The 19,791-nt window shown below is 70.0% G+C and carries 20 protein-coding genes and 1 riboswitch; of the genes, 9 read left to right on the forward strand and 11 right to left on the reverse strand.

Going from position 1 to position 19,791, the window contains the following annotated elements; all coding sequences use genetic code 11:
• Positions 1-22: 22 nt before the first annotated feature.
• The 4 genes from HMPREF3121_RS11600 to typA are packed head-to-tail and all read right to left on the reverse strand — an operon-like array spanning position 23 to position 5,831.
• Positions 23-472 carry a hypothetical protein gene (locus HMPREF3121_RS11600; RefSeq protein WP_070523703.1) on the reverse strand — a complete coding sequence of 150 codons (450 nt, stop codon included), beginning with the start codon at positions 470-472 and terminating at the stop codon, positions 23-25.
• Positions 469-1,569, reverse strand: a complete 1,101-nt coding sequence (gene mshB / locus HMPREF3121_RS11605) for an N-acetyl-1-D-myo-inositol-2-amino-2-deoxy-alpha-D-glucopyranoside deacetylase (RefSeq protein ID WP_070523705.1) — start codon at positions 1,567-1,569, stop codon at positions 469-471. The genes HMPREF3121_RS11600 and mshB overlap by 4 nt, the downstream gene beginning before the upstream one ends.
• Positions 1,570-1,619: 50 nt before the next feature.
• Positions 1,620-3,872, reverse strand: coding sequence for an ABC transporter substrate-binding protein (locus tag HMPREF3121_RS11610; RefSeq protein ID WP_070523708.1), 2,253 nt, complete (start codon positions 3,870-3,872; stop codon positions 1,620-1,622).
• 42 nt (positions 3,873-3,914) lie between these two features.
• Positions 3,915-5,831, reverse strand: coding sequence for a translational GTPase TypA (gene typA / locus HMPREF3121_RS11615; protein WP_070523709.1), 1,917 nt, complete (start codon positions 5,829-5,831; stop codon positions 3,915-3,917).
• A gap of 389 nt (positions 5,832-6,220) precedes the next feature.
• Between typA and HMPREF3121_RS11620 the strand changes: the two genes are divergently transcribed.
• From HMPREF3121_RS11620 to HMPREF3121_RS11630, 4 genes are all read left to right on the forward strand, one after another.
• Positions 6,221-6,940, forward strand: a complete 720-nt coding sequence (locus tag HMPREF3121_RS11620; RefSeq protein WP_070523712.1) for an Rv1157c family protein — start codon at positions 6,221-6,223, stop codon at positions 6,938-6,940.
• A 225-nt stretch (positions 6,941-7,165) separates the two neighbouring features.
• On the forward strand, positions 7,166-7,333 hold the full coding sequence (locus tag HMPREF3121_RS12660) for a hypothetical protein (protein WP_168161410.1): 168 nt from the start codon (positions 7,166-7,168) through the stop codon (positions 7,331-7,333).
• Between the two features lie 52 nt (positions 7,334-7,385).
• Positions 7,386-8,051, forward strand: coding sequence for a DUF402 domain-containing protein (locus HMPREF3121_RS11625; protein ID WP_070523715.1), 666 nt, complete (start codon positions 7,386-7,388; stop codon positions 8,049-8,051).
• A gap of 44 nt (positions 8,052-8,095) precedes the next feature.
• Positions 8,096-8,692, forward strand: a complete 597-nt coding sequence (locus HMPREF3121_RS11630; protein WP_070523717.1) for a suppressor of fused domain protein — start codon at positions 8,096-8,098, stop codon at positions 8,690-8,692.
• A 144-nt stretch (positions 8,693-8,836) separates the two neighbouring features.
• On the opposite strand, the gene HMPREF3121_RS11635 is transcribed toward HMPREF3121_RS11630, so the two are convergent.
• The gene (locus tag HMPREF3121_RS11635; RefSeq protein WP_052054242.1) at positions 8,837-9,112 is read right to left on the reverse strand and encodes a metal-sensitive transcriptional regulator; all 276 of its coding nucleotides are present in this window, start codon (positions 9,110-9,112) and stop codon (positions 8,837-8,839) included.
• Positions 9,113-9,402: 290 nt separating this feature from the next.
• Between HMPREF3121_RS11635 and HMPREF3121_RS11640 the strand changes: the two genes are divergently transcribed.
• From HMPREF3121_RS11640 to HMPREF3121_RS11650, 3 genes are all read left to right on the forward strand, one after another.
• Positions 9,403-9,939 carry a hypothetical protein gene (locus HMPREF3121_RS11640; RefSeq protein ID WP_070523764.1) on the forward strand — a complete coding sequence of 179 codons (537 nt, stop codon included), beginning with the start codon at positions 9,403-9,405 and terminating at the stop codon, positions 9,937-9,939.
• Positions 9,940-10,044: 105 nt separating this feature from the next.
• Complete coding sequence (locus HMPREF3121_RS11645) at positions 10,045-10,350, forward strand: DMT family transporter (protein ID WP_070523720.1); 306 nt, start codon at positions 10,045-10,047, stop codon at positions 10,348-10,350.
• A 114-nt stretch (positions 10,351-10,464) separates the two neighbouring features.
• On the forward strand, positions 10,465-11,295 hold the full coding sequence (locus tag HMPREF3121_RS11650; protein ID WP_141743097.1) for an NAD-dependent deacylase: 831 nt from the start codon (positions 10,465-10,467) through the stop codon (positions 11,293-11,295).
• A gap of 84 nt (positions 11,296-11,379) precedes the next feature.
• Here HMPREF3121_RS11650 and HMPREF3121_RS11655 read toward each other — a convergent pair whose 3' ends face one another.
• From HMPREF3121_RS11655 to HMPREF3121_RS11680, 6 genes are all read right to left on the reverse strand, one after another.
• The gene (locus HMPREF3121_RS11655; RefSeq protein WP_070523722.1) at positions 11,380-12,567 is read right to left on the reverse strand and encodes an acyl-CoA dehydrogenase family protein; all 1,188 of its coding nucleotides are present in this window, start codon (positions 12,565-12,567) and stop codon (positions 11,380-11,382) included.
• 154 nt (positions 12,568-12,721) lie between these two features.
• The gene (locus HMPREF3121_RS12270; protein ID WP_083291725.1) at positions 12,722-13,753 is read right to left on the reverse strand and encodes a YdcF family protein; all 1,032 of its coding nucleotides are present in this window, start codon (positions 13,751-13,753) and stop codon (positions 12,722-12,724) included.
• Positions 13,754-13,824: 71 nt separating this feature from the next.
• Positions 13,825-14,325, reverse strand: a complete 501-nt coding sequence (locus tag HMPREF3121_RS11665) for a nucleoside/nucleotide kinase family protein (RefSeq protein ID WP_070523727.1) — start codon at positions 14,323-14,325, stop codon at positions 13,825-13,827.
• Positions 14,322-15,080, reverse strand: a complete 759-nt coding sequence (locus tag HMPREF3121_RS11670) for an energy-coupling factor transporter transmembrane component T family protein (protein WP_035122453.1) — start codon at positions 15,078-15,080, stop codon at positions 14,322-14,324. The genes HMPREF3121_RS11665 and HMPREF3121_RS11670 overlap by 4 nt, the downstream gene beginning before the upstream one ends.
• Positions 15,077-16,534: an ABC transporter ATP-binding protein gene (locus HMPREF3121_RS11675; protein WP_070523730.1), complete on the reverse strand. Its 1,458-nt coding sequence runs from the start codon at positions 16,532-16,534 to the stop codon at positions 15,077-15,079. The genes HMPREF3121_RS11670 and HMPREF3121_RS11675 overlap by 4 nt, the downstream gene beginning before the upstream one ends.
• Positions 16,535-16,549: 15 nt before the next feature.
• Positions 16,550-17,167: an ECF transporter S component gene (locus HMPREF3121_RS11680; RefSeq protein WP_141743098.1), complete on the reverse strand. Its 618-nt coding sequence runs from the start codon at positions 17,165-17,167 to the stop codon at positions 16,550-16,552.
• A 48-nt stretch (positions 17,168-17,215) separates the two neighbouring features.
• Positions 17,216-17,344, reverse strand: a riboswitch (TPP riboswitch).
• Positions 17,345-17,391: 47 nt separating this feature from the next.
• Here HMPREF3121_RS11680 and HMPREF3121_RS11685 point away from each other — a divergent pair.
• Positions 17,392-19,416, forward strand: a complete 2,025-nt coding sequence (locus tag HMPREF3121_RS11685) for a hypothetical protein (protein WP_070523735.1) — start codon at positions 17,392-17,394, stop codon at positions 19,414-19,416.
• Between the two features lie 59 nt (positions 19,417-19,475).
• Positions 19,476-19,670 carry a hypothetical protein gene (locus tag HMPREF3121_RS11690; protein WP_070523738.1) on the forward strand — a complete coding sequence of 65 codons (195 nt, stop codon included), beginning with the start codon at positions 19,476-19,478 and terminating at the stop codon, positions 19,668-19,670.
• Positions 19,671-19,791 lie beyond the last annotated feature (121 nt).

Raw genomic sequence — 19,791 nt, forward strand, 5'->3', positions numbered from 1 at the left:
TGGTTGTAACCGCCCCATTGTGTCACTTGCGGTGCCGGAGCGGCCAACCGCCCCCGACGATACCGGCGATGAGCAGGATGACCGATCGGATGGACTCGCCGAGGACCTGGTCCCCGCCGAACGGGAGGCCGGTCCAGATGAACAGGAAGATGTAGCCGACGATCCAGGTCCACATCGGGATGAGTGCGATGTTACGGCTCTTCGTCCACAGCATCGCCGTACGAGTGATTATGAGATTAAACACGTATGCGGCGGCGATGGTCCACGGCAGGGGGATGGGCACGCCGCCGACGTCGATGCGCATGCCCAGGTACGCGACTTCGAGCACGAGCGACACCAGTGCGGCGATGGACAGCCAGGTGATGCCGGTGATGATTTCCCCGCGGTCGACGTCTTCGCGGACTTGGCTGCGGTCGGGGTCGCCCCAGTGCTTTTCGACGGCCACCTCTCCGCCTTCGGCCGGTTTGTTCATCGCGCCGTCTCCGCGGAGGTGGCGGGGGCGGTGGTCGTTGGGGCTGCGGCGGTGGAGCCCGATGCGGAGGTACCTGCAGCGGTGGCGCCCGGGGCAGCCCACTTCTTCTCCCCCGCCAACACGGCGGCGAGGTCGGCGCCCGCGGTGCCCAGGCGGTAGTGCTCGGCGGGCATGATCGGCTGGCACACGAGGTTCGACAGCGCCCACGTGCCCCGCGCCGCGCCCGAGGCGTCCACGGCCCCGACGGCGGCTTGGGGGTTGACCATGCTCACGCTGCCGTCCCCGACCCATACCTGGGTGGCGTGGGCGCGCAGGGAGGCCGTCTTGGCTGCGACGTCGGCGTCGGAAAGCCGTACCGCGAAATCCGATGCGACCGACGGCAAGTCGTCGAAGCCGGCGCGGGTCCACGGCTGCGGCACCACGGTGATGGCGTCGAGGCCGGCGCGCAGGGCGTCGTCGTCGGTGACCGTCCAGATCGTCGCCCACAATTCGGCGTCCGCCACCGGGCCGCCGCCGGTACCCGAATCCTCGCCCGAGCCGTCGCCGGCGTCGCCGCCCACCCGCGCCTCGGCCCGCAGCCGGTCGCACGCGGCGACGGTGAGCTCGTGGGCGCGGATGTGGTCGGGGTGGCCGTAGCCGCCGTCGGCGTCGTAGGTGATCACGGCATGGGGTCGCAGGTCGCGCAGCACGGCGGTGAGCTGGTCGAGGGCCTCGTCGCCGGAGCGGATGAACGCCCGCTCGTCGTCGTTGCCAGGGTCGCCGACCATGCCGGAATCGCGCCAGCGTCCCGCGCCGCCGAGATGTACCGGCGCGTGCCCGGGGCCGTTGCACCCCAGGGCGGTCAGTGCGGCGTGGAGTTCGTGGACGCGGAAGCCGCCCAGCTGGTCGGATTCACCGCCGACGAGCCCCTGGTACGGCTCGCCGATGACTTCGCCGAGTTCGCCGAGCGTGCATGTCACCACCGTCACCTGCGCTCCGCGGCGGACGAGCTGCGCGATGGTGCCGCCGGTGGTGATCGCCTCGTCGTCCGGGTGCGCGTGCACGAGCGCCACGCGCAGCCCGGTCAGATCGCGGGCGTGGTCGGCGGGGTTGGGCATGTCTGCTCCTGACGTGGTGTCGGTGGTGGTTGCGTGACGACGTCCCGACGTCATCGCCGTCCGCCCTCCCCATCGGGTGTGGCGGCGTCGGAGTTGGGATCGGCCCCCGAGTCTGAGTCGGCGTCGGGGTCGGCGTCGGGGTTGGTGACCTCGGATGTCGTGGCCGAGGGTACTCGCCGCCAATCCGGGATGGTCATCAGCGGCCCGATGAACGGACTGGACGGCCATGCCAGGGGATCGGTGGCGTCCTCGTCGGCGATGGGCAACTCAACGCCCGACCCCATCACCGTGAGGACCCGATCCACCACGATGCCCAGCTCGACCGCCTCCCGGTCGACGGCGTCGCGGATACTGGCGGGCACCGCCCCCTCCGGCGCGATGACGTCCACCCCGAGGCCGCCGGCAGCTCCCGCGCCGACGGCCTCGTCGAGCATCTCGTCGATCGCCGCGTCGCACAGGCCGGACAGGTTCGAACCGCGGGCGACGTCGGCCGGCGCGGCGCCCGTCTTCTCCCCGGTCCCCTCACCCGGCTCCGGCGTCGTGGTCGCCCCGGACGTGGTGCCCGGGGTCGACGTGGCACCCGGGGTGGCCGGGGCCGACGTGGTCGACGTCTCCGTCGACGCGCCCGGCCGCGCATCCCCCGCCGGCCGCGTCGACCGGCGCTTGTCCGACGGGCACGCCCACCGGCTCGCGGCCTTCTGCGGCGAATCGACCACGTCATTCCACGCCACGACGAAATCCACGCGGCCATGCGGCAACAACGAGCCCGCGAGCGTCTGCTCATCGGCCGCGGTCACCCGCGCCGGCAACCCGGCTGCGGTGAACTGATCGGCGATGGCCCGCGCCGCCGCCACCGCCTGCCGGTCCTCGCCCATCACGCCGATGAGCAGCGGATTGTCCTCCGACACGCCGTCGACGACACCGGACAGATCCACCGACGCGGCCTCCGGATCCCGCTGCCCCGACTCCCGGCCGTCGTCGCCACCGGCCCCTTGGCCCCCACGCCGCTCCTGCGACTGCGCCCGATCCCCCGACGTCGCCGCGGCGCCCGACGCGGAATACGGCGAATCCGGGATCAGAAGATCATCCGTCCGCCCCGTCGCAATCGCGGCCACCGCACCCACGTCGACGGCGGAGAACAGGGAACGGCGAACCGCGACGTCGTCAAGCAAAGGCGACGCGACGTTGGCATGCAGAGTCAACTCACGCGGAAGGGCCGCCGACACCTCCGCCGCCCCCGGCACCAGCCCATACGTCAACGCCGTGGTCTGCCGCGGACGCACCCGCACCGCCTGCAACTGCCCGGCGCGCAACTGCTCCGCCCCCGTCACCGAACCGTCGACCGAACGAACGATGACCGTGTCCGTCTTCGCCGGCACATCACCCCAGAACCGATCGTTGCGCACCAGACGCACCTCGCCGCGGCCCACGTCGATGGACTGCGCCGTATAACGACCCCCCGACGCCGGCAGACTCGTGTCCAGAAGATCGACGAACGGCGTCGCCGACGGACGCATCACATGGCTCGGCAACAAATTGCGGAACAACGTCCGCCACTCCGGCATCGCCCCATCGACGAGCACGTCGACCTGCCGGCCACCCGCCGACACCGTGATCGCCTTGATGCGCTCATACCCCGCCGCATCCGACACACCCGCATTGGCCAGCAACGACGCATGCAAGTACCGGAAATCGGCGCCCGAAATCGGCGTGCCGTCCGACCACTGCGCACCCGACCGAATGCGGTACCGGATGCGCGTATCGCCGGCCCGGGCATCCGAGGCATCGGCGTCCCGGGCCTCCGCGGCAATCGACGGGGCGGCGTCCTCGGCCGCCCCCGTGGAATCCGAGCCCGTGCCCGAGCCCGAGCTCGACCCCGAGCCCGAACCGCCGTCCACACCGGAACCGTCGGCCCGCTCGCCATCCCCCGCATCTTCGTCGGGCACCGGCTCATCCACCGGCACGATCTCCGCGCTCTCCAACAAATCCGGGCTCATCCGCCACCGCGACGGGTCCTCCGGGTCCGGCTCGAACGCGCTCGGCAACGTCAACGCCGCCACCAGATCCGTCACCGGCGACGCATCCGCGATCAAATGCGGATTGAAACCCTCCCCGAACGCGTCGACGCCCACCCGGATCTGCTTCAGCGACTCCTCCGCCCGCGCCGCCGCCTCGCGCGGCGGCTCATCCTCCCCGACCGTCGGCGCATCCCCCGGATTGGCCATGCACCCCGACAACAGAACCGCCGCCGCCACGCTCCCCAACAGAGCGGTGCGGCGGCGGCGATTCTGGCGTTCCAACATGGGATCAGCCTACTTCACGGCCCGGACCGACCCCCACGCGAACTACTTGCCCTGGTTGCGGGCCTTCTCGCGGGAACGGGCGCGGTTGCGCTCGGTGGCGTTGAGGATCAGCTTGCGCACGCGGATGCCCTCCGGCGTGACCTCGACGCACTCGTCGGCGCCACAGAACTCCATGGCCTCATCCAGCGTCAGGGAGCGCGCCTTGTCCAGCGTCACCGTCGTGTCGGCCGACGCCGCACGCATGTTGGTGAGCTTCTTCTCCTTGGTGATGTTGATGTCCATGTCCTCGTCGCGCGGGTTCGCGCCGACGACCATGCCCTCGTAGGCCTGGTCGCCCGGCTCGACGAAGAAGGTGCCGCGGTCGGCCAACTGCAACAGCGCGTACGCGGTGATCTGGCCGCTGCGGTCGGCGACGAGCGAACCGGTGGCGCGGTCCTTGATCTCGCCGGCCCAGTCGTCATAGCCCGCGGAGAAGTGGTTGGCGATGCCGGTGCCCTTGGTCTCCGTCATGAAGATGGTGCGGAAGCCGATCAGGCCACGCGACGGCACGACGAACTCCATGCGGACCCAGCCGGTGCCCTGGTTGCCCATCTGCTCCATGCGGCCCTTGCGGGCGGCCATGAGCTGGGTGACGGCGCCGAGGTGCTCCTCGGGCACGTCGATGGTCAGATGCTCGTAGGGTTCCTGCAGCTTGCCGTCGACGGTCTTGGTGACCACCTGCGGCTTGCCGACGGTCAGCTCGAAGCCTTCGCGGCGCATGGTCTCGACGAGGATGGACAGCGCCATCTCGCCGCGGCCCTGGACCTCCCAGGCGTCGGGGCGTTCGGTGGGCAGGACGCGCAGCGACACGTTGCCGATGAGCTCCTGGTCGAGGCGGGCCTTGACCATGCGGGCGGTGAGCTTGTCGCCGCCGCCCTGGCCGGCCATCGGCGAGGTGTTGACGCCGATGGTCATGGAGATCGCGGGCTCGTCGACGGTGATGCGCGGCAGGGCCTCGGGGGCGTCGACGGCGCAGAGGGTGTCGCCGATCATGACCTCGTCGATGCCGGAGATCGCGGCGATGTCGCCGGCGATGGCCTCGTCGGTGGGCACGCGGGTGACGCCGACGGTGCGCAGCAGCTCGGCGATCTTGGCGGTCTTGGTGTGCTCCTCGCCGTCGGAGTCGTAGTGGATCCAGGAGACCTGCTGGCCCTTGCGGATGCGGCCCTTGTGGATGCGGATCAGTCCGATGCGGCCGAGGAAGGAGCTGGAGTCCAGGTTGGTGACCTGCGCCTGCAGCGGCGCGTCGATGTCGGCGGACGGCTCCGGCAGCACCTCGGTGATGACGTCGAACAGCGGCTGGAGGTTGTCGGAGTCCGGCAGGTTACCGTTGCCCGGGTTTTCGGTGGCGGCCTTGCCGGCGCGACCGGAGGCGTAGAGCACGGGCAGTTCGAGGTTGCGCTCGGCGGCTTCGGCGGCGTCCGGGTCCTCGAGAGTGGAGGCCAGCTCCAGCAGGAGGTCCTGGGCTTCTTCGACGACTTCGTCGATGCGGGCGTCGGGGCGGTCGGTTTTGTTGACCACGATGATGACCGGCATGGAGGCCGCGAGCGCCTTGCCCAGCACGAAGCGGGTCTGCGGCAGCGGGCCTTCGGAGGAGTCGATGAGCAACACGACGCCGTCGACCATGGACAGGGCGCGTTCGACTTCGCCGCCGAAGTCGGCGTGGCCGGGGGTGTCGATGACGTTGATGATGAGGTCCCGGCCGTCCTTGCCCGCGCCCTTGCGTCGGATGGCGGTGTTCTTGGCCAGGATGGTGATGCCCTTTTCCTTCTCCAGGTCACCGGAGTCCATCACGCGGTCGGCGACCTCCCCGTGGTCGCCGAAGACGCCGGACTGTTCCAGCATGGCGTTGACGAGGGTGGTCTTGCCATGGTCGACGTGGGCGACGATGGCTACGTTGCGGAACTCGGTTTCGTTCACGTGGGGGGTGCTCCTTGGAGATTGAGGCAGGTGGGCCCCGACGGGCCCGGCGGGTACAGGCTACTCGCTTGCCGGGGGCGGACGCGATTTCAAGGGTCGGCGGGGCTGGCGGCACCCGCCTACCCCCGTCGCCCCTGCATTCGCGGCGCCGCACACTCCTTTGGCGGAGTTCGCGGCCTTTTCGGGGGTCCGGCGCGAACACCAGCGTTAACCCCCTACCACACACGTCACATCAACCACATCAGACTCGCCGACAACATTCTTGTGCGGGGGGGAAGAAATTTACCGAATCTTTTCCCAAATGAGTTTGTGCCCCTTATGATGGCGTCACTTCCATCAATGTCACCTCAGGTGATTATCAGCTACGACCTACGAGGGGTATTTCAACCGTGGTCTCGAACCGTCGCACCAACATCCGCCGCATCGCGGCCGCCCTGGGCACCGCCGCTCTGCTGTCGGCCGGTCTCGCCCCCGCCTCCATGGCGCAGCCGGCCCTGCCGGGCCTGCCGACCCCGGACTACGGCTCCATCCCGCAGGCGCCGAGCAGCTCCGATCTGCCGGCCAACGAGATCGCCGCGGCCATCGAGCGGATCACGAGCCAGGAAGCCGTGCCGGAGGAGATCCGCTCCGCGCTCGAGCGCGTGTCGGCCTTCCTGACCGGCTCCGGCGAGCCCGGCTGGGAGGAGCCGGAGAACGCTCCGACCACCTCGGACTTCCCGCTGCCGAGCGTCGCCGAGAACTGCATCAACGGCGAGGGCCGCTCCTTCGGTATGGCGACCTCCATCCCGGGCCCCGCGGCTCTGCCGCTGCCGGGCGTTCCGGCCCACCAGGTCGGCTACGTCTTCACCGGCCTGGGCACCAAGGGCGTGTACAACGGCCAGTCGACCATGAAGGTCCACTGGGTCAACATCACCAACGGCAAGTACGGCACCACCCCGCTGACCTACAACGGCGTCAACGAGGACAGCCACGGCACCGTCAACGGCGTCGCGGACACCGGTTCCGGCATCGTCGTCTCGGCCATCGAGGGTGGCTTCACCACCAACGGCGAGAACGGCCCGTCGGAGTGCAACTACACCCCGACCGCCACCTACACCGTGGTTCAGTAGCTTCGGCTCTTCGCTTTACGACGACCCCGTCTCCCCGCCGCACGGCGGGAGGGCGGGGTTTCGCCGTGTTCGAGGTCTGGCACCGCTGCGGCGGCAACCGAACCTTGGTCTCCGATGCCGCACTTGCATACCCAGTGGGGTATAGTCACCTGCGATGACGCGGCGGCCCGGCCCGGGTCGCCGCAGAAACAGCCCACAGCTTCACCTACCCCCACGGAGACCCGCATGTGCTACCCCGTCGAATGCCCCAAGTGCCACAAGACCACGTGGGGAGGCTGCGGCATGCACGTCGATCAGGTCATGGCGACCGTGCCGAAGGACCGCCAGTGCACCTGCCCGGCCAACCAGCCCGGCCAGCCCAAGAAGTCGGGACTGTTCGGCCTCTTCGACTGACCCGACGGCCGGACGGCTCCGTCGATCCGGGCGGCACACTACAGTCGGGACCATGTCCGACCTGCACGTGCCGAAGCTGGAGACCTTCGACATCGGGGCCCGCGCCAACGTCGACCCGAAGGGATTCGTCCGCGCCGTCGACGTCTTCGAGGTCCACCCCCACGGCCTGTACATGGCACGGGGCGCCGATCACCCGCAGTTCGGGTACCTCGAATCATGGCTGCTGCCCTCGTTGGGCCTGCGGGCGAACATCTTCCACTTCCGCCCCGGCGTGGCGGCCACCAGCCATCGCTACCTCGACGTCGCCGAAGTGACGTGGAGCGACGGTGATGCCTCCGACCACCCGACCGCGCGCGGAGCCACGGCCGACGCCATGCCCGACGCCGCCTCCGCAACGGTGTGGCGCACGCGCGATCTCTACCTCGACCTGCTCGTCCTCGACGGCGCAGTCCACGTCGACGACACCGATGAACTCACCGCAGCCATCGCCGCGGGCATCGTCGACGCCGACGCCGGCGCCTGGGCCATCGACCGCGCCTTCGACGCACTGGCCGGCATCACCGCCCACGACGGCGACGTCGACTCCTGGCTCGCCGCCGCCGGATGCCCCGTGACATGGGCAAACGACGTCACGCTCGTTGAGGCGAACCAGCCCCACCCCAAACGCGTCGCCATCGGGCAGGGCCCGGATGCGCCGGCCGCTGAGCCCACGCGTTAGCGTCGCAAAGCAACGACCACCCGAACAACCGGAAAGCGGGAACCATGACGGCCATCATCGACGCGGTGCGCGCCCACCTGTGCGGCTACTTCGAGGAAAGCGCCCCCGGCGAAGCGAAGCTGACGTTCCTCGGCGCCGACCCCCTCACCGTGCTGCGGTTCGGCCCCGACCGCGACGGCACCGTCACCTACGCCACGCTCGGCTGCTCGCGATCGCCCATGCAGGACCCATCCGCCATGGTCACCGACCCCGACGACGGGCCGCGCGCCGAACTGGCACTGCCCATCATCGGCGGACTCGACGCCGTGACGCGGCCGCTGGCGATGCTCGCCGCCTCCCCCTCCATCGAAGGCCTCGTTCTGCAGGACGGGGCGCTGCTCGACTTCGGCCAGCCGCTGTGGCCCGACGCGCGCTTCACCGGATTCGTGCTCGTCGACGCCGACGTCCCCGACGTGACCGTCGGCGGAAACGACGGCGAGGCGGACGACGCACGACCGGCCACCGTGTCGATCCTGCAGCCGGTGCCGGCCACTCCCAACGAATTCGCCCTCGCACGGGCCAAGGGCGTCGCCGAACTGCGCACTCAATGGCGCGAGAAGGGCACCGTGCTCGCCGACCCCCATCGGGCGAGCGTGGTGTGACGACAGCGGCGCAACGGCAAAGAGAAAAAGACCGGGACGCGGCCACACCGCCGCCCCGGCCCCGCGCCCACGCCCGCGACTACAAATAGACTTCCAGCTCAGGCGCCTACGTCACGCGCCCAGGTCAGGCACCCACATGCGCGCCTACGTCAGGCGCAAGAACAGCTCCTCGATCTCATCCGGGGTGAGATTGCCCTCGCCCGAACCGTTGAGGCAGCCGCGCATCGACGACGACACCAACTTGAAACCGGCGCGATCCAACGCCTTGGACACCGCCGCCAACTGCGTGACCACATCACGGCAGTGGCGGTCCTCCTCCATCATCGCGATGACGCCGGCCAGCTGCCCATGGGCGCGCTTGAGCCGGTTGATGATGGCCCGACGCTGAGCGACGGGATCGAACCCGGGATCGGATTCCACGGTCGAAACAACCACCTCGGAAGCCACCGAACACCCCTGTCTGATCGTCGTACGATCCATCCACGCGCAGGATCGACGCCCGGCCAGCCACCACGCGACTCGCCGCCACGCGGGGAATGGCCTGCGACGCGGAACCGGGACGGTCGGCACCTGCGCAACACCTTTACATACCCCGCACCGTACCCCATCACATGAGGTTTTGAACAGATCTGTCTGAGCAGACGTTCATAATCCCAGGTGACGGGCCAACTCATGAAGGCCCATGACGACTCGTTGATACATTGATCACCATGAAATCCAGCGCCGATCCCACCCCGCACCGCACCACCCCGTATCACGCGGCGCAAGCCAGCCGGCTGTGGCGCATCGCCGTCGGCGTATACCTGCCGGCGCTGGCGCTGACCGTGGCCACCGCGATCCTCAACTGGGACCGCATGATCGAGGCGGCGCGATCCGGCACCACCGGCACCATCGTCCCCACCGAATCCCAGGCGCAGACGTCCGTGCTGATCAGCGTCGCATTTGCGACCATTCTGCAGGGCGCCGTGGCACTGGCGTGCTGGCTGCTCGCCGGAAAACTGCTGCGCGGCAGCGTCGCCGCACGGATGATCCTCAGCATCGCCGCGACCGTGTTCACCATCAACGCCGTACTGTCGCTCATCGCCCTGGCCACCGGCGCCAACCAGGTAGGGGCGGGCTCCGGCGCCGCCGAATTCATCGACGGCACCGTCACCGTGCTCATCGCCGTCGCCTCCGCCATCGCCGCGTGGGCGACCATCCAGTCCTACCGCGGCCCCGACAACCGGGCCTTCTTCGCCACGACGTAACACCGTGACCACCATTCCTCCCGCCGGCAATCTCGGCTCCTCCGCCGGCCCCGGCCCCGAGTCCGGTTCCGGCCCGGGTTCCGGCTCGCCCACCGCCTCGCGCCTGTGGTTCTTCGCGGTTCTGCTGGTCATCGGCATGTTCTCGCTCGAATTCGGGTCGGCGTTCGCCGCGATGGCGATCGACGCGTCGTCGCCGGCGCGTTCTGGGCGGGCTACATCCTCACCACCGAGGGCACCGGCCGGCGTTTCTCCGGCCAGACCGGCCTGGCGCTGGCCCTGACCGTCGGCGGCATCGGCCTTGCACCGATCGGTCTGGTCACCGCGCCCGCCGCGTTCATCGACCCGCCGGTGCTCGCGCTGGGCGTGACCGCCGCCGGCTTGGCGCTGCGCGAATCGGCCATGGCCTCCTGACCCGGCCCCTCCGTCCCCCGCCCTTTCCATGCTTGACGACGTCCCGCCCCCGCACCGACACGTCGTCAAGCAAAGGGAAAGTCGAGCAAAGGAAAACCCGCCTACCCTGGGGTCATGAGCCGCCATGACGGAAACCATCACGACGACTCCCGCCCCGGCGACGCGGGCATCGACGTCCCCGAACCGATCGCCGAACTCGCCCGCAACGCCCGCCGCATCGAATTCTTCACCGGTGCCGGCATGAGCGCCGAATCCGGCCTGGCCACCTTCCGCGACGCCCAAACCGGCCTGTGGTCCAAGGTCGACCCGCAGGCCATGGCCAATTTCGACGCCTGGCGCAACGACCCCGCCACCATCTGGCCCTGGTACCTGTGGCGCATGAAACTCGCGCGGCAGGCCGAACCCAACGCCGGACACGAGGCCATCGCCGCCTGGTGCGCCACACTCGACCGCGGCGCCGGATGGGGCCACGTGACCACCCAGAACATCGACGACCTGCACGAACGAGGTGGCACCGGCGAGGATTCCATCGCCCACCTCCACGGCAGCCTCTTTGCGTTCCGCTGCGACCACTGCGGCGCCGCGGCGGCCGAGCCCGAGCTTCCCGACGAGCCCGTCGCCAAGCTCTTGCCCCCGTTTTGCGACGTGTGCGAACTGGGATTCGTCCGTCCGGGCGTCGTGTGGTTCGGCGAATCGCTGCCCGTGCCGGAGTGGAACGAGGCCGAAACCCACGCCCGCCACTGCGACCTGATGGTCGTCGTGGGCACCTCCGGCGTGGTGTTCCCCGCCGCCGGGCTGCCGCTGATGGCGGTGTCGGCGGGGCTGCCGGTCATCGAGATCTCGCCCGACGACACCGATTTCACTCCTCATGCCACTCACTCGTGGCGGACCACCGCGGCGACCGGCCTGCCCGCATTGGCCCGAGCCGCCGGCGTCGAGGTGTAAGGCCCGGGCCGCAGGCGTCCGCCGGCCGGCCGTCATGCGAAAACGCCCCCACCATTCCAGGTGGGGGCGTTTTGTTTGTGCTGGTTAGCGCTTGTTCTTGCCCTCGGCCAGGAGCTGGCGGCCGACGACCATGTTGCAGACCTGGTTGGTGCCCTCGTAGATCTGGGTGATCTTGGCGTCGCGCATCATGCGCTCAACCGGGAAGTCGCGGGTGAAGCCGTAGCCGCCGAAGAGCTGCACGGCGTTGGTGGTGACCTCCATCGCGACGTCCGAGGCGAAGGCCTTGGCGGCGGCGGCCATCAGGCCCAGGCGTCCGCCGCCGTCGGCGGAACCGCGCTCGGCGTTGGCGGCGGCGGTGTACACCATCAGGCGGGCGGCCTCGATCTTGGTGCGCATGTCGGCGAGCATGAACTGGGTGTTCTGGAAGGCGGCGATCGGCTTGCCGAACTGCTCGCGCTCCTGCACGTACTGCACCGCGGCGTCGTAGGCGCCCTGGGCGATGCCGAGGGCCTGCGCGCCGATGGTCGGGCGGGTGTGGTCGAGGGTCTCGAGGGCGGTCTTGAAGCCGGTGCCCTCTTCGCCGATCATGCGGTCGGCGGGGATGCGGCAGTCCTCGAAGTAGAGCTCGGCGGTCGGCGAGCCCTTGATGCCCATCTTGTGCTCGAGGCCGCCGACGCGGAAGCCCGGGTCGTCGTCGCGGACCATGAAGGCGGAGATGCCGTTGGCGCCCTTGTCGGGGTCGGTGACGGCCATGACGGTGTACCAGGTGGAGATGCCGCCGTTGGTGATGAAGCACTTGGAGCCGTTGAGGACCCACTCGTCGCCGTCGCGGACGGCGCGGGTCTTCATGCCGGCGGCGTCGGAGCCGGCGCCGCGCTCGGTCAGGGCGTAGGAGGCCATCTTGCCGTTGGCGATGTCCGGGAGCACCTGCTTCTTGAGCTCCTCGGAGCCCTTGAGGATCAGGCCCATGGTGCCGAGCTTGTTGACGGCCGGGATCAGCGAGGAGGAGCCGCACACGCGGGCGACTTCCTCGATGACGATGCAGGCGGCGACGGAGTCGGCGCCCTGTCCGCCGTACTCTTCGGGGACGTGGATGGCGGCGAAGCCGGCGGCCTCGAGGGCGTCGCGGGCTTCCTGCGGGAAGCGCTCGTTTTCGTCGACGTCGGCGGCGTGGGGGGCGATCTCCTTTTCGGCGAGGTCGCGGATGACGGCACGCAGTTCCTGGTGCTCTTCCGGCAGCTGGAACAGGTCGAATCCGGGGGTAAGTGCCATTGGGGTGATCCTCCGTGCGGTGGCTTTTTTCGGTCAGTGGTCGAGCATATCCATTAACGCGCGTTAACGAGGCGGGTTTGGTGGCGCAGCTCACCCCCGCGGGTGGTGTGCGGGTGGTTTTTGCTTGACGACGCCGACCTTTTCGCCATCCGCCTCAGACTTTGCGCGGTGGCGTTATGACCGTCGTCGCAGGCCAGCGAGTCTTTCCGCCGTTTCCGAGCGCCCAGGCGCCGAGAATCGCGGCGCCGGCGACGATGCCCGGGGCGGGCCACCATGTGCCCAGGGCGAGGAATTCTCGGAGCATCGACGTCGCCCAATACTGCGGCGGGGTGGGTGACCCCTCCACCCGCCAGTGGGCATTGCCCGCCCGGCGTGCCAGCGATCCGGTCCGGAACACGTGGAAGTCGCTGGTGACCACGGTGACGGGGCCGCGCTCGACCATTGGTCGGGCGTTGGCCAGGTTCTCCAGCGTCGACGTCGAATGGGGCTCGAGTCGGACGTCGGCGATGCCGCGGTCGCGGAGCCAGTCGCCCATCACCTCGGCTTCGGAGGGGCCGCCGTCTTCGCCGACTCCCCCGCAGCAGATCACGGTGACGGGGCCCGGGGTGCGCCGTGCGACCCGTTCGGCCCGCTCCAGGCGGTACCGCAGCAGAGATGACGGTCGGCCGTCGCGCAGCGCGCAGCCCAAGACGATGACGGTGCGGGCCGGCCCGGTGTCGCGCCGTGCCCACGTGCAGCGGGCGACGTCGAAGATCGGGAGCATGACGCCGGGGGCGGCCAACCCGGCCAGGGCTACCGCGGAGGCGGCCACGACGGCGGGATGGGCGGATCGATGCGACCGACTTTCCTCGACGCCGCTTCTCGCCGCGACGCCGCCTCTCATCGCTGCGCCACCCCTCGGCGTGGCGCCGCCCCGCGCCACGACACCGGCTGCGGCGACCGTGGCCGCACCATAAGCCGTACCGACGGCGGGCAACCCCCATGTCGGCGGCCTGCGATTGGGCAGCTTCGGCGGCCGCATCAGCGGATCCCGCCACGCGACGATGCCGCCGACGACCAGCGTCGCGGCCATCAGCAGGCCGGGTATCGCGGCCAGGGCGGCGAACACCGGCCTCGGCACCCACGCGGCAGCACGGCGGTGGCGCGCCGCCCGGCGACGTCGGCGGGGCGTCGTGAAGCGAACCATGGCCCCACGGTAACCGACCTCCCGGGTCGACCCGCGACCGTTCGAACACCGGGCAACGCCGCCGCGACCGACTACCCCGGATGCACCGTCCAATCCACGAGGGACCGCGGATCATGGCGGGCGATGTGGTCGTCCTCCTGCCGCGCCCACATGCGCCAATAGCCGTCGAAATGCTCGTCGCGCGCCATCGCCCGGGCGTACCGGGTGGGCTCGTCGAGCTCGACCCACACTCCCCACGCCTGACCGTCGCCGGCGGCGCGGGCGGCCGCGAGATTGGCGGCCGTCACGGCGCCGCAGCCCTCGACGATGAGGGAACGGACCGGCCGGGCCGCCGAAAACTCCGACAGGTCCACCCACTCCGCCCAATCGCTCGCGTACCAATCCCACCGCCGGAACCCCGCCACCTCCGGATCGAGCATCGACTCGGCCACCGCTGCCGACGCCGCCGCCAAACCACCCCACCCCGGATACGCGTCCTCCAGGTGGACCACCGGCCACCCCAGGACGTCGTGAAGCCTCTTCGCGAACGTCGTCTTGCCCGACCCGGAACGGCCGTCGATGAGCAAAATCACGCGACCCCCAGGAACCGGAACTCGCCGGTCCACACCGAAACGCCCAGCGACGCCGCCGCAATGAGCGCGCACACCGCCAACACCGCCCACTCGCGGCCACCGAACGTCGACTCCCGCGCCCACGTCCGCTCGCCCGGCGCGCCGAAACCACGGGCCTCCATCGCCGTCGACAACTTCGTGCCCCGCCGCAACGCAAACACCAACAGCGCGAACACCTGCCCGAACAACCGCCTGATCCGGCCATGATCGCCCAGACCACGCGCACGGCGGGCACGGGTCAACGCCCGCCAATCGTCGAGGAACAACGTGATCAACCGCACGCCGGCCACCGACGCCAACACGAACCGCGACGGCAGCTTCAGCACCTGTGCCAGGCCATCGCCCAAATCCGTCGGATCGATGTCGGCGGTGAGCACCACCACCGGCAACCCGATCGCCAACACGCGCACCGTGATCGCGATGGCCAGCGAAATCGAATTGTCCGTGACCGTGGCCAGCAGGAACGAAAAGTACTCGGTGCCCTCCGGATTGCCGTACAGCAGCATCGACACGCCCGACACCGGCGCGGCCAGCAGAATCGGCCAGCCGCGGCGCACCAGCCGCTTCGGCCCGACCCCGCACAACGGCGCCGCGACGATCGTGCACGCCAACGCGACGGCCGCCGACACCCAGTCGATCGACAGCAGCAGAGGGGTCGTCATCAGCAGCAGGCCCAGCAGCTTGGCGACGGGATTGACGTTGGCGATCAGATTCACCGGTGCCCCACCTCGCCCAGATCGATGACGTGGTCGCCCATCGCCGCGACGACGAGCGGATCATGCGTGATCGACGCGACCGTCACCCCCTCGTCGACGAGGCCGCGCAACATCCGCAGCAACTCCGCGAACGTCCGGCGGTCCTGGCCGAAGGTCGGCTCATCGAGGATGACCATCGACGGCGCCGTGGACAACACCGTGGCGACCGACAACCGCCGCTTCTCCCCGCCTGACAACGTGAACGGATTCGCCCCGGCCACGTGCGTCAGGCGCAGGCGTTGCAAAAGTTCATCGACGCGGTCCGCGCCGGCGGGGTCGTCCAGCAGCTTCGGCCCAAGCTCCAGTTCCTCGCGCACGGTGGGGGTGACGAACTGATGCTCCGGCGCCTGGAACACGCTGCCGATGCGACGCGCCAACTGCTTCGACTTCCACTTCAGCGGATTCGGCCCGGCACCCCGGGCGATGCGTTCCGACGCGACGACGGCACCGCCCATCGGCTCCAGCAGACCGCCCATCGTCAACGCCAACGTCGACTTGCCGGAACCATTCGGCCCGACGATGCACGTCGACGCCGCCGCCGGCACCGCCGCGTCGATGCCCCGGCGCACCGGGGTGTCGCCGCCGTATCCGACGGCGAGGTCGTCGAGACGCAACGCCGCCTCCGCCGACGCGGGCACCGGCACCGTCGCCCCCACCTCCGGCGGCGGGCCCGGCAACCACACCCCGGCGTCGCGAAGATGATCGCCGTACCGGGCGAGAATCTCCGAGGGCGGGCCATCCGCGACCACCGTGGAGCCGAGGTCCTCCCCGGCCGAATCGAGCACGAGAATGCGGTCGACGTGATCCACCCACGCCTCGACGCGATGCTCGACGACGACCAGCGCCGCCCCCGTCGCCTCCGCGGCGCGGATGGCGGCATCGCGCAACTGCGGCACGCCCTCCGGATCGATGTTGGCGGTGGGTTCATCCAGGCAGATCCCCCGCGCCCCCATCGCCAGCCCCCCGGCCAGGGCCAGCCGCTGCTTCTGCCCGCCGGACAACTTCTTCGTCGGATGGCCCAACGGCAGGTCCAGGCCGACCAGATCCAGCGCCCGCCGGACCCGCCGCCAGATCTCGTCGCGCGGCACGCCCAGGTTCTCCGCGCCGAACGCGACGTCGTCGCCGACGCGGGCGGAAATGACCTGACTGTCCGGGTCCTGCAGCACCAGGCCGACGACGCCGCGCACCTCGGCCGGGTCACGCCCGTCGACGAGCAGGGAGCCGGCGTCCTCGCCGTCCTCGTCGTCGCCGAGCACCCCGGCGATGGCCGCCAGCAACGTCGATTTACCCGCCCCCGACGGCCCGAGCAGAAGAACCTTCTCGCCGGCGTCGATGCGGACGTCGACGTCGGAAAGCGCCGGGCGACGCCGCCCAGCATGCCGCCAGCCGAAACCGCTGGCCGAGATGAAAACCATGGCTACCGCGTGCGACTACACCTCGCCGCGGCGCTCGCGGCCCGCGGCGAAACGATCCAGCGCACCCGTGCCCGCCAACGCGCGCACCAGCACCCACCCGACCAGGCCGGCGAGGATGGCGCCCGACACCAGCAGACAGGTCAGGTACACCGAGTTGAACTGCCACGTGCGCGCCAGGTTGCCCGACGTGAACAGCTCCAGGGTGAACGCGCCCGCACCCGCCACGGCACCGGCGAGCATGGCCACCGGCGCGGTGAAGCGACGGTAGCCGAACAGCAGGAAGATCAGCTCCGCGCCCGCGCCCTGCGCCAGACCCGAGTACAGCGTGGAAATGCCCCACTGGTTGCCCACCAGCGCCGACACCGTCGCCGCGATGACCTCCACGAACAAGGCAGCGCCCGGCTTGCGGATCACCAACCCGCCGATGACGCCGCCCAACAGCCACGGACCGACGACCAGTCCGCCCAGCCCCGGCGTCAGCGCATCGGCCGCGGTGAACCACGCGCCGCCGACGATGTTCCACACGACGAAGATCAGGCCGAGGGCCACACCCAGGACGGCGGCGGTGACGATGTCGATCACCCGCCACGCCCGGTGCGCCTTCTTCGCGGTCTTCCGCTTGTCGACGTTCATCTCCGCGGCCTGCGCCGCATCGGTCGAATTGCTGGGGTTGGTGGACATGTGACGACCTCCATCGCTTCCTTCGTCGGCATGATCCGGACAGGTTCCTACGGTCGAGGGCGCGTGTCGTGCCCTCCTCTCAGCCCCGCGTCGCCGAATCGGCCGGCCGGGGCTCCCGTGCGCATTTCGACCGAATGGTACCCCACCCCGCGGACCGGCCTTAAGGTTGGGGAATTATGAGCACCGAACACGCGGATCAGACCACCGGGGACTCCGGGGACGCCGGAAACTCCGTCGCCGAGTCTCCGTTGGCACGGGAGACGACGGAGGCGCAGGCGTCGCCGGGGTCGCCGGGGTCGCCGGGAGAACCGGATTCTCCGGAATCGCCGGAATCGTCGGAATCCTCCGACGCGTCGTCGCCCGAAGCGGCGTCAGAGACCGAACCCCGCATCACACGCAAGACGTGGCTGCTGCTCGCCGCCGTCATCGTCGTGATCCAGGCGATCGGCCGCGTGTGGGTGCTCGCCGGCCGCACGTTTTACTGGGACGACTTCATCATCGTCGGCTCTGCGGCCGACTCCGACTGGTGGACGCCGGACTACTTCCTGCAGCCGCATGATGGCCACCTGGCGCCGCTGGCGTTCATCCTGCAGGCGGCGGCCAGCGAGCTCGCCCCCTGGAAATGGTGGCTGCCCGCCACGTTGATGTTGCTGGGCCAGGTGGCGGTGACGGTCGTCACGGCCCGGGCGCTGCGCTACATCGCCGGCCGGTCGTGGCAGGCGCTGGCGGCGCTGGCGCTGGTGGCGTGGACTCCGCTGATGCTGCCGGGGTCGACGTGGTGGTCGGCCGCCGCCAACGCCCTGCCGATGCAGCTGGCGCTGGCCGGCATCACGGCGCTGGCGGTCCGGGTGAGCCTGCGGCAGGACCACCCCGTGTCCGCCCGCGCCGTCGTCGCCGCCACCGTCGGCCTGATCGTGGCGCTCGGGTTCTTCGAAAAGGCCCTGGCCGTCGCCCCCATCGCGCTGGCGGTGACCATCTCGGTGGCCTACATGGAGCGCCGGCCCATCGGCCGGACGCTGCGTCGCGGCCTTGCCCTCTGGTTGCCGCTGGGCCTGGTCACCGGCGCGTGGGCGTTGTTCTACTCGCTCACGGCCCTGGGCGACGCCGGCGAGGCGTCCTCCGAGCCGCGCGCCGAGCTGTTCTTCAGCGGCTTCGGCCAGGTCCTGGCGGGCCTGGCGGGCGGCCCGTGGTTCTGGGATCGGTGGGCGCCGGGCCAGCCGTGGGCGGACGCCCCGTCGGGTCTGGTCAGCGTCGGCGGCGTGCTGGTGCTGCTGACGATGGCGGTGATCATCGCCCGCGATTACCGCGCCTGGATGCCGTGGATCATCGCCACCGCCTACCTGGCGGTGACGCTGCTGTCGGTGACGTTCATGCGTTCCGGCGACCACACGTCGGATGTCCTGGCCCGCACGCTGCATTACTACGGCGACTCTGCGATGGTCACCGGTTTCGCGCTGGCGGCGTCGTGGTCGGACCGCGTCAACCCCCTGCCGGCCCGTTCGCGCTACGGGGTGCTCGCGCTGGCCGGGGTGCTGCTGGTGTCGTCGACGATTTCCGTCATCGGCTACCGCAAGGCCTGGGCCGACGACGGCACGGCCGCGTGGCTCGAGACCGCCTCCGCGTCGTTGGAGCAGGCCGCGGCGAACGACGACGGCCCGGTCATCCTCGACCAGCCGGTGCCCTACGAGGTGCTGTTGCCGGTGGCGTACCCGAAGAACATGTATTCCCAGGTGTTCCGCGATGTGCGGCAGCGCCCCGAGTTCGGCCGCGTCACCGACGAGCCGATGATGTTCGACGACTCGGGCGAGCTGGTGCCCGCGCGCGTCGCGGAGATCACCCGCATTCCGCAGGGCGACGTCGAGTCCTGCGGCACGCAGATCGTCGTCGGCCCCGATGGCACGGCCACGGAGGAGATCGAGCTGCGCGACATCGCGAAGCTGGGTGATTGGGTGGTGGAGTTGCGCGCCATTTCCTCGGCGCCGGCGCAGCTGCGTCTGAGCCTGCCCAACCCCTTCGAAACCGAGGAGCAGACGATGGGCGGTTCGACCGTCGTCGACGTCGACGATGATCTGCGCACCCGGTGGGTGGTGCTGTCGGGTGGCGGCAACACGCTGCGCATCGACGTCTCGGGAGCACCCGAGGGCACCTCCGTCTGCGTCGGTTCGGGGGCGATCGGGCCGCTGGTTCCCGCGCACGGCTGAGAATCAACTACGATGATCGTGAGATTTTCATTCGTGATGCCGCTTTAAGGAGTCCACTCATGCGCAACCGCCTCGTCGGTGCCGTCGCCGCCACCGCCATCGCCGCAGCCGCCCTGGTCGCCTGCTCGCCCCCGAACGAGAACCCGTCGGACATCAAGGTCACCGACCAGGAGAACCCGACCCACTCGTTCGAGAACTCCGGCGCCGAGTCCTCCGAGGCCACCACCTCCGAGCAGGAGCCGGCCGTCCAGTAGGCCCCTTCGCCCCGCCCGCCGTCCGGTTTCCGGTCCGTCGGGCGGGTTCGGCATTGCGCCCGACCGGCATCGTCCGGCTTTACGACGCGCACGACCCGCCGCACATGATGTCGGCGGGTCG

It is taken from the genome of Corynebacterium sp. HMSC11E11 (assembly GCF_001807025.1).
Lineage (GTDB): Bacteria > Actinomycetota > Actinomycetes > Mycobacteriales > Mycobacteriaceae > Corynebacterium > Corynebacterium freneyi.